Raw genomic sequence first — 13,904 nt, forward strand, 5'->3', positions numbered from 1 at the left:
CCTTAATTCGGTTGGTTGCTGGTGACTATTGATTCCACTTCGACAGCCTGCAGACCGCGTTGGCCGTTCACCGGTTTAAATAACACCTTCTCGCCTTCAGCCAGGGATTTAAATCCCTCTCGCTGGATGGCGCTGAAATGTACAAAATAGTCTTCGCCATTGTAATAAATAAAGCCAAAGCCCTTTCCTTTGTTAAACCACTTTACAACACCCTGCATTTTATCCATTGTTGATTCTCCAAACGTCATTTTTCCTTGTTATAAAAATCCCATGCGGGAAATAAGTGGTATCCCTAAATGGAAGGGTTTTTTTGACCTGAATGATTATTCAATCGCTCGTCATCCTCAACATCATCGAACTCATTTTCGAGAGGGTAACGATAGTATTTCACTTCTTTCTGGCGAGGAGATCCAGATTCATCATTGATATCATTCACGTCATCAGCATCGTTGCCTTGACCTGGATTTTCCCGATTTGATTCATCAGGATTAACTCTATTTTCCATAACAAAACTCCCTTAATAGCAAATTCCTTTTAAATTAAAAATCAATAAAACATTGGGTAAATATTAAATTTTTATCCATCAATTTAACAATAATGTTTCAATAAAAATTTGTCAAATTATATTGTTATTTTATTGCGATATTTTTTATAAAAATTAAATTTTTTTTATTATAAAAATATTGAAAATTCCACTGAAAAGACAATCGGCTCAGCCGATGAAATGCCCCATGATGACAGCTGGATAGCCCAGATGTTTCACGAGAACAGAAAACACCTTGAATCGATGCTTCACCCCGACAACCAAGCGCCCACTCACGGCCAGGCTTACTGATACAGCCAGGTGATCCTGGCCTTGACATAGAATCAAAGCGAAATCCATCAGAGGCTTAAGCTTTGGACTAAACCCCAAAATCCCTGATTAACAGTTTCTGCTTCAGGTAATGCATTTTTTCTTTCAAGGCACAGGCCTCTCCCTCAGTCAACCGGTCTTTGCCTTCATCAAACAGGGTATTTTCCTCTTCTTTCACATGATGCTCGACCAACTCCTGCAGAGCCTTGACCTCTTCCTGCCATTTCGCCGTCACTTTGGTGGGGCTCATGACGGCGTGTATTTTATCCTCGATGTCATTATGCTCCTTGCGCGCATGCTGGATGTCTTCTTTTGCCGCGGCATGCTTTTCCAGTGCTTTATAAAAGGTTTCCTGTTCCGATTTGGCGTGTACCAATAACTCCCTGGCAATCATGGCGACAATTTCAATCTGTCTTTGATCGGATTCCACATTGGAAAATTGCTTAAACAGCTGATTCACCTTCTGATGATCCATTTTAATGTAGTCATAAATATCCATAAAACCTCCTTGTCACGGGGTCATGACGACCTTGATGCAACCACTCTCTTTCTCATTAAAGAGCTGATAGGCATCCGGCGCCTGTGATAGCCTGATGCGATGGGAAATAATGCGGGAAGGGTCGATTTTGTCATTGACTATCGCTTTAAGAAGCGGTTTTAAGTAACGCTGCACATGGGTTTGTCCCATTTTAAACGTCAGTCCTTTATTCATCCCCGACCCCAAAGGAATGTTATCAAGCGCCCCAATATACACCCCGGGAACTGAAACATGCCCGCCCTTGCGGCAACATTCAATGGCTTCACGCAAGACATGCGCTCTATCCGTAGCCAACGCCGTGACCTGTTTTACCCGATCCAGAATCGAATCAAATGTAGGTCCGACATGGGCCTCACAACCCACCGCGTCAATGCAGGCATCTGGCCCACGGCCGCGAGTCATGACCATCAAGGCGTCATAAACGTCCTCTTCTTCAAAATTAATCACTTCGGCTTTACCGTAGTCAGCCGCCAGATTCAAACGTGCTGGAACACAGTCAATGGCAATGACCCGGTCAGCCCCCAGCATCCAGGCGCTTTGAATGGCAAATTGGCCCACCGGTCCACAGCCCCACACAGCAATGGTATCGCCAGGTTGGATGTCGCAATTTTCAGCCGCCATGTACCCCGTCGGCAAAATATCGCTTAAAAACAATACTTTTTCGTCAGGGATGCCATCCGGGATTTTAAGGGGGCCAACATTGGAAAAAGGCACTCTAACGTACTGGGCCTGACCACCGGCAAAACCGCCCAATAAGTGAGAATAGCCAAAGATACCCGCCGGCGATTGCCCCATTTGCTGTTTTGCCATCTCCGCATTGGGATTGGAACACTCACAAAGCGAGAACAATTGACGCTTGCAAAAAAAACATTTGCCGCAGGAGATAGTAAAAGGCACAACCACTTTATCCCCCACTTTCAATTTTCGGTTTTGACTGCCGATTTCCACCACTTCACCCATGAATTCATGGCCGAGTATATCCCCGGATTCCATCGTTGGCATCATGCCATTAAACAGATGCAAATCCGATCCGCAGATTGCTGTTGACGTTACACGGATAATGGCGTCATGCTCATTGATTATTTTAGGTTCAGGAACGCTGTCAACCCGAACATCCTTTTTTCCATGCCAGCATAGCGCTTTCATAAGGCCTCCTTGCCATAATGACCCCTGCATTCAATGCACTGAATAAATTATAGCAAAACCAAAAAAATAACAGATAAAAATTCGTTTTTTTATTTAATAAAAAAACAAAAATCAAACTGACATTTTTTAAAATTTATGAGGCTTTATCCATGGTATTTTTTACCAGACTACAATAATTTTTATGCCTTTTTTTGATCAGAAATGCCACAAAAAAACCAACATTGCTCCTTCTTGCATCAATGGCTCTTAACATCCAATTAGCCAATCTGTAAAACAGCTTTCTTATCCCGATCTGAAGGAGGTACTTTATTTTTTTAATTGGTGGAATCGTCGCGGTATACCGGCAATAGTCGCTCAACCAGGTACTGAAGAAAATGGCAGAACGGGACAATATCGGCTCAAACAGCAATTGAAAATTAAGGTATTTTAAGGACACCATGAAAAATTGGGTTTGATCAAGCACCAGAAAATTATTGGCCAGGACCCGTGCTGAAACGGCCATGTTGTTATTGGACGTGTCGACGGTATGCTCAAGGTGGATTGCCATGTGTTTTTTTAAAAACGAATGCGTCACGTATTGCTCAGGCGGCATTTTCCACAGCCGGTGAGGCTCAATATCAAAAAAAGGTTTGCATCGGGTTAAAAACCACTGTGAAAAGTGAGGTTCTTCTGTTAATGGGATATCGTACAGATCAAGTAGGTCCTCTTTATAACCAAAATAGGCCCAATCACTGATGTGAAATGGCCTCTGCATGGTAAACAGGCAGGTTTTATGCCCCTTAATGCTGTAAATACTAAACGCCAGGATGCGATTTTTGACAAATTTATAGCGTTTATCAAACAAGGGATATTGATAAAAATAATTCAGAAATTTGGGTGAAATAAGCAATAAATCTGAACGGACCTTAAGCACATAGGGACGTGTCGCTGCCTCAATTCCAGCAAAGGTCGAAACAATCAAACGATTGCAGTTATTGAGCAATTCGTGATTACCGTAATTAAACCAGGTGGCTCCTGGATCGTCATTTAAAATAAGACGATCATGGGGGATCCCCTCCACATTTTCGCCCATCCAGGTTGATAAAATTAATTCACTGCGCGGAAACAGTTTCTTAAGGCGCTGACACACAAGGCGTGTGGTATGTTCCGTAATATCAAACGCAGAACGATAAATAATAGGCCCCTGTACAACAATGGAAATGTCTTTATCGCTTATCATGATAAAACCCGGCTGTTTAGAAGCATGTTGTTCAGCGAATCCACCAGATCCTGCGGTGTCCCAAAACACATCATTGTTTTTGTCCAAAGCGGGATGATGTGCCGCCCACGCTTTAACATGTCCTTGTAAACGGTTGAGAGGTAATATTCATTGTTTTCCCTGACGTCATTGGCAATTAGCTGTCGAATGGTCGCGAGAAGCGCTGCCGTGTCTTTGAAAAAATAGGTGCCAGTGGACGCATTCGTAGAAATGACCTTCTTTTCTTCGATTTCAATCACCTTCCTTTGGGTTTCATCCAGACTGACATAACTCCAACGACACTCCTGCGATTTAAACAGGACGATGGCGCCATCCACGTCTTTGGCCAAGAGTGAAGTCCAGGTAAAATTTTCTTTAAAATACGTGTCGCAATTATGAATCAGCGTCGGTTCATTGAGATCCAGATGGCCCTCGCTGGCTAAAAAAGTTTCCGCTTGACCGGCTGTACCCTGTTCCAGAACAACAATCGAGCAATTCAGTAAAAACCCATAATGGGCTTCGATGTCATGGCTTAATTGATTGGCAAATTCATTGTCTCGAAGAATGAAAATGAGTTTGCTCGCCAGATGCAGCGGCAGGCAATCGACCGCGTGACGATACATCGGCTTTTGTGCGACCTTGATAAGGGGTTTGGGCAGCGTAAAGCCGCAATGACTAAAACGCGAGCCTAAGCCCGCCATGGGGATTACGATATTCACTGTTGTTCCTTGTGCTTAAGTTAGAGATAACTGTTTATCAGATGGTCCTCAATGTGTTGCCAGGAACCCTTGAATTGCAATGCCCGGTCGTCAATGTAAACCTGGGCGTAGGGTTTACCAAACCATATTTCGTCATAAACAAAACCATGTTTTTTTAACCATTCCAACAATGTTAACCCTTCTTTGGCTACAACACGGCCCACATTGGATTCACAGGTTTTCATATGACGCGCCGTGCATAAAATGATGTAAAAACCTCTGTCTTTCAGTGCCTTAATTCGTTCAGCCGCACCCGTTAGGGGTTTAACATCCTGATACGTTTCATGAGCCTGCCGTAATGTGCAGATCGTGCCATCGATATCAATACATATGCGCATAATTTCCCTCAATTACATTGTTTAAAATAACAAGACCAGCTAAATACAAAACTTTTTGACGATATGGGTTTTCGTAATGGAGACTCACCATGCTTAAAAAAAGTGACGCTTCGATGAGATAGACAAATTCAATCATCACATTTCTTTCGATGAGCAAGTTGATATAGAACTCGTACATGTCGTTAAAGCAGTCGTAGAGAGGCACATCAATGTAAAAAATGGTGTTACTGATTTGGTTTAAAATAAACTTGTCATTGGCGAGGTAATCATAGCGTCCATGCAGGCAGTGCAGGAGCTTGGCAAAATCATAATACGAATGACCATAAATACCGGAACTCCCAAACGAGCCTCTGGGATCAATTAATTTGATTAAATGACTGTGGGACGAATACAGGATATTGCTGAAACAAAAATCACCATGGATTGCGGTTATTTTTGAGTGTTGCGCCGATAATTTATCCACTTTATTAATGAATTCATTCTTCAGCAGTGGAAAATTTCGGTATTGCCGCTCATTAATGGTTAAAATGGGCTCTTTAAACAGTTTGCAGAAAAAATCGTTGTTTTCCAATTGCTTGATTCGCTCCAGCGTTTTTTCAACATAAAAATGATAAACCCTGTCCTTGTTGCCGGAGTATGGCAGTTCTATCGCATGGAACTTATCTAAAATAAAGAGCAGTTGCTCAATGATTTTATTGCCCGCTTCTGGCAAGACGGTATTATTTAAAAAAAATTCTGACAAATTAGGGTGAGGGATGTATTCCAGTTTGTAATTGGAATAATCTTTTTTGTAATCAAGTAATTCAGGGAAAAGAGGCGATAAACTTTCTGGCAAATTGAGGTAGTAATTAATTTCATCATGAAGTTTCTTAGTATTAATTGAAGACTTGGTAAAGACACCCTTGCTTTAATCTATTGAAATAGAATTAAATACTCTAGCCTGCATATAAGTCCTTTTATTCTGCATTCAACATAAAAATCAGTGTAATATATTTTTTAAAAATGTATACAAGTTTATTTAAATAAAAAATTATTTCCCCATTTAAATACATAAAAATTTTAGTTTGATTTATTCATATTTTTAACATAAATTTAAATGATTATTTTTTTAAACAAAAAGGAGAAAATCATGGATAGAGATATCGTATCGTCAGATGACGTAACTGGGGTCAACGTTGAGAATAGAGAGGGCGAGAATTTAGGTGAAATTGAAGCATTAATGCTTAACAAGTACCACGGTAACGTGGAATACGTTGTGCTTTCATTTGGTGGTTTTTTAAACATCGGCAATAAATTATTTGCCATGCCATGGAAACTTTTTAACTATGATCCCGACAGAGAGTGTTTTGTTATACCGGTCGACAAGGAAAAATTGAAACATTCCCCAGGCTTTGACCGCGACAATTGGCCCAACATGTCGGATGAGCATTGGGCAAGAGGCATTAACGATTATTATGACACGTCGAACACCTCAATCAATCGCTAAGGAGAGCGGCATGCTAAATGCGATTACAAAAGGGCTATTTTACACTGCCTTTGGCACAATGCTAGTGGGATGTCATTATCAAAAGCCGGCGTATTATGCACCAAATAACTCGGCAAATTCAGCGACACACATGACGCATGGACAGGCCAACATGTCGGATGAAATGATTACCAACAAGGTAAAAAAAATTGATCGGTAATCGCACCTATTTTGGTCAAAACAATGGCGGCAATTCTCCCATTCATGTCATGACAAAAAATGGGATTGTTTATTTGCTAGGGAGCGTAAAATCTGCGCAAGAGAGAAGCAGAATTATCCAATTTGCCTCCAGTGTTCCAGGTGTTAAGTCCGTCAAATAAAGCCTAAAAATAAACGCTTAAAAGGCCATTTGGTGAATCATTTATCTTGTGATTCACCGGCCATTTTTCTTGATTTTTTCTTAAATGGACTATAATAAATAGTAGATTTTATAGAGCAATAATGCTCGGTTTAATAAAGAAAGGAAGCGATATTATGAGTATTTTAGGATTAATAATTTTAATATTATTGCTAGCCGCTGTATTGCCCGCGTGGCCTTATAGCGCGGGATGGGGATATCGCCCGTCCGGTATTGTTGGTCTTTTATTAGTTGTGTTCATTGTTGTACTTCTAATGAGAGGAACACCGTTGTAGATTTCATAGAAATAAAAATAACAGGATTAAGCCTGCGTCAGCAGGCTTAATTTTAATTCTGTGACGAGGTTCCGGCTTTTTTAAGTTGCTTTAAATGCTGTTTCCATTCCCTGTCTTTTGAAAAAACAAATTGCGCGGCTTCTTCAACAAAATAACCGATGTCATCAATTTTGGCCCACGCGCAATAACATTCTATTGCCTTCAATGTATCCAACTTGAGCTCAATTTTTACTTTCTCTTTTTTCCCCGCTAAATTACCCTTCAAAATGGCCATATCGCCCTCACATTATACAAACTCTACAGGCTTTGCATGATTGATGAATTCCTGCATGGAGTAATTTTATTTAAGGTAATAATCCGGATTTTGTCAATATTATGAAGAAGTTCGAGTCGAAACTCCCTTTCCATAAACAATTTTTCATAGGCACACGCGCACCAGGGCTTCGACCCTTGGTGCTGCGCCGAAGTGCAGCACCTGACCGGTTAATCAATGCGTTAGCCATTGTTTTTATTGTTATTTTTGCTGGTATGAATGAATGATTGAAAAAATGATTACACAGCCTGGGAATTGAGTGAATCGTTTTTCATTAATGAAACAAGTTTATAATGATGTTTTTTCCACTCTGTGTCGTTTTCAAAAACGCATTCACTGGCTTCCTCAATAAACTCAGCAAGGGTTATGTTCGCCCATTGACAATATTCTTCAATGGATGCGAGTGTTTCGGGGCTTACGTTTAATTCTACTGATTGTGTGTTTGTCCTTTGATTGCCGGGGATACTCATAAATCTTCTCCTTAATATACAATTGAGTATTGAGCGCAAATTGCAACGATATGTTCATTTTCCACAACAGGAACAGATTGCTATCGCACAAGTTGCCATCTTTAACATTGTGAATGGATTTGAAAATAATTCCTATTAAGGTTGTCCTTGATTCGTATTAAGGGTAAAACATAGGCTGATAAGGAAAATACTACTGCCAATTGGATGAAGAAACGATTAATATTGACTAAAATGGCGATAATGCATTTTACAACGATGTAGGATGTTGTATGAGTAGAGACGACACTTTAAAAAATAACCATTGTAAATGTGATAACCTAAACCGCTTTAAGCATGAGTTGGCTCAATCATTAATGATAATCAATACTTACATTAATGGGTGCCAACAACGAATTAAATTCAATACGCTTACCCATGAGCAACTTCTTGTTATTTTTGATAAAATTAAAATGCAAACCGAGATAGTAAGTACCCTGAGCGAACGTTTGCTGGCAAAAAACGCACGACCGATTGATTAATATGGCTATGTTAGACATGACTCAAACCGTCTTTATAATTGATGATGAGCCTGAAGTCAGTGAAGCGTTGCAGTGGCTTTTTGAATCCGTAGGCATTCAGGTGAAAGCTTACACGAATGCCAATGAGTTTCTTGATCAATACCATGCCAATATGCGTGGCTGCCTGATTAGTGATGTCCGCATGCCAGGTATGAGCGGTTTGGAACTGATTGAGAAATTGAAGGAACAGAACAATTTACTGCCTGTTATTATTATCACAGGCTATGGCGATGTACCGATGGCCATCCGAGCCATGAAGGCAGGAGCGATTGACTTTATCTTAAAGCCAGTCAATGACCAGAATCTTTTGGAAATTGTTCAACAACGCCTGAATCAATCCACAACACAAAACACCTGGGTAACCGAAGTCAGTGAGCGAATTCAAACCTTAACCGAACGTGAAATCCAGGTCATTGAATTAATTGTTGAGGGCAAGTTGAATAAAGAGATTTGTTATGAACTTTCTATTTCGCGGTCAACTGTAGAAGCCCATCGTGCCAGCATTATGAAAAAAATGAAAGCAAAAAATTTAGCTCAACTCATAAAAATGTATGTTCGATTTCAAATGAATGAAGAATTCAGGATACCTTGATTTGCCATTTCTTGCCCTTTATTTTTCAACAATCCGCCTATTGCCTACCACAGGATTAAAACTCCTTTGCCTTTTCAATAAGGATTAATCTATGCATTCGCCTGCCATCTATATCATTGATGATAACGAAGCTGTATCAAGAAGCCTGCAATTTCTGTTCGAATCTTTTTATGACATTGAAAGCATAATTTATGATAGTCCGCTAGCCTTTTTAAATGATTTCTCAACAGAGTGGCAGGGATGCCTGATCACTGATTTACTCATGCCCAACATGAGCGGCATCCAATTGATTGAGGAATTGGAAAAATACCCGTGTAACCTTCCCGTCATTATTATGAGCGGCCACGCCGATGAAGAGACCGCGTCTCGAGCCCTCAAAAAAGGGGCGCATGCCTTTATAAATAAGCCATTTAAAATTGATATTTTATTAGAGATTATTGATTCGATTTTCAAAGAGTTTGTTAAGAAATAAAAAGAAAGGCTATGCTTTTTTTAAAAAGCATAGCCTTGTTATTTAAGATTTAATTTCGCAATTAATTTCAGTGCAATCACGGCAGTTTTTAGCGGCAAAATCAAACGCATCGGCAGCTGATTTTGCGGTGTTTGCCATTTCGTTATCAGCCGTTTTGTCCGCTGCAGCATCACTGCTACTTGCATTAGTGCTGCATACCCAATTTGAATCCAGGCTGGTTTTACCATTGGTATTGGCGAACCCCAATGTCGATACCAGAATCAAACTTCCAGCCATTAAGTAGTGAATAATTCCTTTCATAATTTTCTCCATTTTTTTGATTAAACCTACCAAATTTAGAATAGGAATATAACTGAAAAGTGTCAAGAGAATATCGGAAATTAGACATGAATTTAAGTGTTAATTTAACAAGAAAAATTTTAAATACTGATTATTTTGCTTTATAACATCCTGTTACCTAGACTTAATATGTATGGGAGAGAGTTATGATTAAACCTAAAGTCCACCCCAATGAAGCGGAACGATTGAAAGCCTTGCATGCCACAGGATTAATTAATACTCCGATGGAGCAGGGATTTGAACAAATAACCACACTGACTAAAAAAATATTTGATGTACCCATTGTGGCGATCAGTCTTATTGATAAAGATAAACAGTGGTTTAAATCCATCATAGGCTCTAATTTATCGGAAACACCCCGCGAAATTTCGTTTTGCGGACACACGATCTTGAAAGAAGAAGCCCTGATCGTCACGGATGCGCAATCCGACGCTCGCTTTAAAAACAATCCTCTGGTTACTGGCGAGCAAGGCTCTATTCGTTTTTATGCCGGTTATCCCATTCATGCCAGCAGTGATCATCATCCCATTGGCGCGCTGTGCATCATTGATAACAAACCACGCCACATTTCACCGACTGAAAAATCGATACTCCATGATCTTGCCGCGCTGGTGGATTCAGAGATCAGCAATTTTCACTCCCTTGAAGCTTACAAGAGGCGCACCGTCGAGCTCGAATGCACCGATCGAATGACCTTGCTTAACGGTGTTACCAAAACCTGGAACGCAAACGGCATTACACAATTATTGCAACAACAAATGAATCTAAGTAAGGAAGAAAAAGAAACATTTGGCTTATTCAATGTTTCCATTGACAGCTTTAAATCGTTCACCGATGAATACGGCGAAGACACGGGTAATGAACTGTTACATGCCATTGCACGCAACTTGGTGGTTCACTGCCACAATGAAGCCTCAGTCGGGTATCTGGGCGGAAAGGAATTTATGATTATTCTACCCCTTAATGATAAAAGGGAAATATTAAAATCCGCAGAGCGGCTCCGACAGATTATTGAACATGAACCCATGACGACACAGGCAGGTGAAATGAAAACCACGGTAACCATCGGCATCGTGTTTTATGATCCCCACGTGCATCAGGATACTTCAAGCCTTATGGCTGAGGCTCATAGCGCGCTGGATGAAGGTCGACACGCCGGCGGGAACCGGATTGTGCTTCATTAGTAACGTGTGAAAGCGCTATAGCCTCGTAAAGCGAGCACCTGACATACCCTAAAGCAGCAAGTCTTGAATTAACTGGATGGATGATTTCGCGCCTTCGCGGGCAGGGCCGCATTGGGTGCCATGTTGGCTTGCCAATCCGCGCTCTTATCCTGTTCTGTCCTGCCTGCGCAGGCGGGCAAGCAATTGAAAGCCGGCTGGTCGTGTCTTAAGGCCAGGCCTAAGGGTTACCTGAGGGTACCAAGACGCGGCAGAAACACTGGGGTAAACCAAGCGCAGGTCTGTAATGATTTCAGCAAATTTTACGCAAAAAAAAACGGCTCAGTATCCACTGAGCCGCTTCACAATAAAGCCCTGGCGATGACCTACTTTCACATGAGGAAGCCTCACACTATCATCGGCGCGAGTCTGTTTCACTTCTGAGTTCGAGATGGATTCAGGTGGTTCCAAACTGCTATGGTCGCCAGGAAAACGATTTAAGCGTCATGGTTGTCTCTGTGTTAACGGAGATGGCCATGAGGCCGGTAAAAAATAGAGTCACATTCATGTTATCCACATAACCTGAAGCGCATCAGGTTATATGGTCAAGACAATCAGCCAATTAGTACGAGTTAGCTTCACGCATTACTGCGCTTCCACACCTCGCCTATCAACGTCGTAGTCTTCAACGGGCTTCATGGGAAAACTCATCTTGAGGGAGGCTTCCCGCTTAGATGCTTTCAGCGGTTATCCCGTCCGAACTTAGCTACCCGGCAATGCCACTGGCGTGACAACCGGTACACCAGAGGTTCGTCCACTCCGGTCCTCTCGTACTAGGAGCAGCTCCTCTCAATTTTCCTACGCCCACGGCAGATAGGGACCGAACTGTCTCACGACGTTCTAAACCCAGCTCGCGTACCACTTTAAATGGCGAACAGCCATACCCTTGGGACCTGCTTCAGCCCCAGGATGTGATGAGCCGACATCGAGGTGCCAAACACCGCCGTCGATATGAACTCTTGGGCGGTATCAGCCTGTTATCCCCGGAGTACCTTTTATCCGTTGAGCGATGGCCCTTCCATACAGAACCACCGGATCACTAAGACCTACTTTCGTACCTGCTCGAGCCGTCACTCTCGCAGTCAAGCACCCTTTTGCCTTTACACTCTTGGTACGATGTCCGACCGTACCGAGGGTACCTTTGTGCTCCTCCGTTACTCTTTGGGAGGAGACCGCCCCAGTCAAACTACCCATCATACACTGTCCTCATCCAGGATTACTGGACCAAGTTAGAACCTCAATAATAACAGGGTGGTATTTCAAGGTCGGCTCCATGCGAACTGGCGTCCGCACTTCTTAGCCTCCCACCTATCCTACACAGTTATCATCAAAATCCAGTGCAAAACTATAGTAAAGGTTCACGGGGTCTTTCCGTCTAGCCGCGGGTACACTGCATCTTCACAGCGATTTCAATTTCACTGAGTCTCGGGTGGAGACAGTGTGGCCATCGTTACGCCATTCGTGCAGGTCGGAACTTACCCGACAAGGAATTTCGCTACCTTAGGACCGTTATAGTTACGGCCGCCGTTTACCGGGGCTTCGATCAAGAGCTTCTCCGAAGATAACCCCATCAATTAACCTTCCGGCACCGGGCAGGCGTCACACCCTATACGTCTTCTTACGAATTTGCAGAGTGCTGTGTTTTTAATAAACAGTCGCAGCCACCTGGTCTCTGCGGCCCTCAACAGCTTTGTTGCGCAGGCAACTAACCATCAAGGGCGTACCTTCTCCCGAAGTTACGGTACCATTTTGCCTAGTTCCTTCACCCGAGTTCTCTCAAGCGCCTTAGTATTCTCTACCTGTCCACCTGTGTCGGTTTGCGGTACGGTTTCCTATAAGTTATGGCTAGCAGCTTTTCCTGGAAGCCTGGCATCAATGACTTCTCTGTACCCCGAAGGGTCAGAACCACTTCGCACCTCCGTGTTAACAAGAGACCGGATTTGCCAAGTCTCTCCACCTACGTGCAAGTACCGGGACAACCAACGCCCGGCTCACCTAGCCTTCTTCGTCCCCACATCACCACTTATAGAAAGTCCAGGAATATTAACCTGGTTCCCATCGACTACGCCTTTCAGCCTCGCCTTAGGGGCCGACTCACCCTGCTCCGATTAACGTCGTGCAGGAAACCTGGGACTTCCGGCGTGAGGGTTTTTCACCCTCATTATCGTTACTCATGTCAGCATTCGCACTTCTGATACCTCCAGCCCACTTCTCAATGAACCTTCATCAGCTTACAGAACGCTCCCCTACCACGTGCACTAAGTGCACATCCGCAGCTTCGGTGTATGATTTTAGCCCCGTTACATCTTCCGCGCAGGCCGACTCGACCAGTGAGCTATTACGCTTTCTTTAAAGGGTGGCTGCTTCTAAGCCAACCTCCTGGCTGTCTATGCCTTCCCACATCGTTTCCCACTTAATCATAACTTGGGGACCTTAGCTGGCGGTCTGGGTTGTTTCCCTCTTCACGACGGACGTTAGCACCCGCCGTGTGTCTCCCGTGATTCAATTAGCCGGTATTCGGAGTTTGCATCGGTTTGGTAAGCCATGACAGCCCCCTAGCCGAAACAGTGCTCTACCCCCAGCAATCATTCACGAGGCGCTACCTAAATAGCTTTCGGGGAGAACCAGCTATCTCCGGGCTTGATTAGCCTTTCACTCCTAGCCACACGTCATCCGATAATTTTTCAACATTACCCGGTTCGGACCTCCAGTTGGTGTTACCCAACCTTCATCCTGCACATGGCTAGATCGCCCGGTTTCGGGTCTACTCCCAGCGACTCTCGCCCTATTCAGACTCGATTTCTCTACGGCTTCCTTATTCAGTTAACCTCGCCACTGAAAGTAACTCGCTGACCCATTATACAAAAGGTACGCAGTCACACAGCCTAAGCCATGCTCCCACTGCTTGTACGC

General features: G+C 42.9%; 20 protein-coding genes and 2 rRNA genes (1 of these 22 cut by a window edge). 9 read left to right on the plus strand and 13 right to left on the minus strand.

Annotation, left to right across the window (positions count from 1 at the left end; all coding sequences use genetic code 11):
- Positions 1 to 2 precede the first annotated feature (2 nt).
- From GH742_RS12855 to GH742_RS12890, 8 genes are all read right to left on the minus strand, one after another.
- Positions 3 to 227 carry a cold-shock protein gene (locus GH742_RS12855; protein WP_304607601.1) on the minus strand — a complete coding sequence of 75 codons (225 nt, stop codon included), beginning with the start codon at positions 225 to 227 and terminating at the stop codon, positions 3 to 5.
- A gap of 65 nt (positions 228 to 292) precedes the next feature.
- Positions 293 to 505 (minus strand): hypothetical protein, encoded by a 213-nt coding sequence (locus tag GH742_RS12860; RefSeq protein ID WP_203455299.1) that lies wholly within the window; start codon positions 503 to 505, stop codon positions 293 to 295.
- Positions 506 to 902: 397 nt separating this feature from the next.
- Positions 903 to 1,352 carry a hemerythrin domain-containing protein gene (locus tag GH742_RS12865; RefSeq protein ID WP_203455300.1) on the minus strand — a complete coding sequence of 150 codons (450 nt, stop codon included), beginning with the start codon at positions 1,350 to 1,352 and terminating at the stop codon, positions 903 to 905.
- Positions 1,353 to 1,364: 12 nt separating this feature from the next.
- Positions 1,365 to 2,537: a zinc-dependent alcohol dehydrogenase gene (locus GH742_RS12870; protein WP_203455301.1), complete on the minus strand. Its 1,173-nt coding sequence runs from the start codon at positions 2,535 to 2,537 to the stop codon at positions 1,365 to 1,367.
- Positions 2,538 to 2,670: 133 nt separating this feature from the next.
- Positions 2,671 to 3,756, minus strand: a complete 1,086-nt coding sequence (locus GH742_RS12875) for a WavE lipopolysaccharide synthesis family protein (RefSeq protein WP_203455302.1) — start codon at positions 3,754 to 3,756, stop codon at positions 2,671 to 2,673.
- Complete coding sequence (locus GH742_RS12880; protein ID WP_203455303.1) at positions 3,753 to 4,493, minus strand: sugar phosphate nucleotidyltransferase; 741 nt, start codon at positions 4,491 to 4,493, stop codon at positions 3,753 to 3,755. Before GH742_RS12880 ends, GH742_RS12875 begins: the two co-directional genes overlap by 4 nt.
- Before the next feature lie 20 nt (positions 4,494 to 4,513).
- Positions 4,514 to 4,870 (minus strand): HAD hydrolase family protein, encoded by a 357-nt coding sequence (locus tag GH742_RS12885; protein WP_203455304.1) that lies wholly within the window; start codon positions 4,868 to 4,870, stop codon positions 4,514 to 4,516.
- The gene (locus tag GH742_RS12890; RefSeq protein WP_203455305.1) at positions 4,854 to 5,705 is read right to left on the minus strand and encodes a hypothetical protein; all 852 of its coding nucleotides are present in this window, start codon (positions 5,703 to 5,705) and stop codon (positions 4,854 to 4,856) included. Before GH742_RS12890 ends, GH742_RS12885 begins: the two co-directional genes overlap by 17 nt.
- Before the next feature lie 294 nt (positions 5,706 to 5,999).
- On the opposite strand from GH742_RS12890, the gene GH742_RS12895 reads away from it, so the two are divergent.
- The 4 genes from GH742_RS12895 to GH742_RS12910 all read left to right on the plus strand — a co-directional run bounded on the left by GH742_RS12895 (position 6,000) and on the right by GH742_RS12910 (position 7,028).
- Positions 6,000 to 6,356: a PRC-barrel domain-containing protein gene (locus tag GH742_RS12895; protein WP_370569489.1), complete on the plus strand. Its 357-nt coding sequence runs from the start codon at positions 6,000 to 6,002 to the stop codon at positions 6,354 to 6,356.
- A gap of 10 nt (positions 6,357 to 6,366) precedes the next feature.
- The gene (locus GH742_RS12900) at positions 6,367 to 6,555 is read left to right on the plus strand and encodes a hypothetical protein (RefSeq protein ID WP_203455306.1); all 189 of its coding nucleotides are present in this window, start codon (positions 6,367 to 6,369) and stop codon (positions 6,553 to 6,555) included.
- Positions 6,556 to 6,604: 49 nt separating this feature from the next.
- Positions 6,605 to 6,715 (plus strand): BON domain-containing protein, encoded by a 111-nt coding sequence (locus GH742_RS15885; protein ID WP_370569563.1) that lies wholly within the window; start codon positions 6,605 to 6,607, stop codon positions 6,713 to 6,715.
- A 154-nt stretch (positions 6,716 to 6,869) separates the two neighbouring features.
- A complete protein-coding gene (locus GH742_RS12910; protein WP_203455308.1) occupies positions 6,870 to 7,028 on the plus strand; it encodes a DUF3309 family protein in 159 nt (52 codons plus the stop codon).
- A gap of 52 nt (positions 7,029 to 7,080) precedes the next feature.
- Here GH742_RS12910 and GH742_RS12915 read toward each other — a convergent pair whose 3' ends face one another.
- Positions 7,081 to 7,302 (minus strand): hypothetical protein, encoded by a 222-nt coding sequence (locus GH742_RS12915; RefSeq protein ID WP_203455309.1) that lies wholly within the window; start codon positions 7,300 to 7,302, stop codon positions 7,081 to 7,083.
- Positions 7,303 to 7,403: 101 nt separating this feature from the next.
- Between GH742_RS12915 and GH742_RS12920 the strand changes: the two genes are divergently transcribed.
- Entirely contained in the window at positions 7,404 to 7,568 is a 165-nt protein-coding gene (locus tag GH742_RS12920; RefSeq protein ID WP_203455310.1) for a hypothetical protein, read from the plus strand.
- Positions 7,569 to 7,580: 12 nt separating this feature from the next.
- Here the strand turns inward: GH742_RS12920 and GH742_RS12925 are convergent, their stop codons facing one another.
- Positions 7,581 to 7,811 carry a hypothetical protein gene (locus tag GH742_RS12925; RefSeq protein ID WP_203455311.1) on the minus strand — a complete coding sequence of 77 codons (231 nt, stop codon included), beginning with the start codon at positions 7,809 to 7,811 and terminating at the stop codon, positions 7,581 to 7,583.
- A 269-nt stretch (positions 7,812 to 8,080) separates the two neighbouring features.
- Between GH742_RS12925 and GH742_RS12930 the strand changes: the two genes are divergently transcribed.
- The 3 genes from GH742_RS12930 to GH742_RS12940 all read left to right on the plus strand — a co-directional run bounded on the left by GH742_RS12930 (position 8,081) and on the right by GH742_RS12940 (position 9,432).
- Positions 8,081 to 8,329: a hypothetical protein gene (locus GH742_RS12930; RefSeq protein ID WP_203455312.1), complete on the plus strand. Its 249-nt coding sequence runs from the start codon at positions 8,081 to 8,083 to the stop codon at positions 8,327 to 8,329.
- 1 nt (position 8,330) lies between these two features.
- Positions 8,331 to 8,960, plus strand: coding sequence for a response regulator transcription factor (locus tag GH742_RS12935; RefSeq protein WP_370569490.1), 630 nt, complete (start codon positions 8,331 to 8,333; stop codon positions 8,958 to 8,960).
- Between the two features lie 91 nt (positions 8,961 to 9,051).
- On the plus strand, positions 9,052 to 9,432 hold the full coding sequence (locus GH742_RS12940; protein ID WP_203455313.1) for a response regulator transcription factor: 381 nt from the start codon (positions 9,052 to 9,054) through the stop codon (positions 9,430 to 9,432).
- Positions 9,433 to 9,474: 42 nt separating this feature from the next.
- Here GH742_RS12940 and GH742_RS12945 read toward each other — a convergent pair whose 3' ends face one another.
- Positions 9,475 to 9,732 (minus strand): hypothetical protein, encoded by a 258-nt coding sequence (locus GH742_RS12945; protein ID WP_239005220.1) that lies wholly within the window; start codon positions 9,730 to 9,732, stop codon positions 9,475 to 9,477.
- Positions 9,733 to 9,917: 185 nt separating this feature from the next.
- Here GH742_RS12945 and GH742_RS12950 point away from each other — a divergent pair, with 185 nt between their 5' ends.
- Positions 9,918 to 10,955, plus strand: coding sequence for a sensor domain-containing diguanylate cyclase (locus GH742_RS12950; protein WP_203455315.1), 1,038 nt, complete (start codon positions 9,918 to 9,920; stop codon positions 10,953 to 10,955).
- Positions 10,956 to 11,304: 349 nt separating this feature from the next.
- Here GH742_RS12950 and rrf read toward each other — a convergent pair.
- Both rrf and GH742_RS12960 read right to left on the minus strand, forming a co-directional pair.
- Positions 11,305 to 11,420: ribosomal RNA gene (rrf, locus tag GH742_RS12955) — 5S ribosomal RNA — on the minus strand.
- 112 nt (positions 11,421 to 11,532) lie between these two features.
- A 23S ribosomal RNA gene (locus tag GH742_RS12960) occupies positions 11,533 to 13,904 on the minus strand (it continues 523 nt past the right edge of the window).

Origin of the sequence: Legionella sp. MW5194, from assembly GCF_016864235.1 — a bacterium.
Classification (GTDB): Bacteria; Pseudomonadota; Gammaproteobacteria; order Legionellales; family Legionellaceae; genus Legionella_C.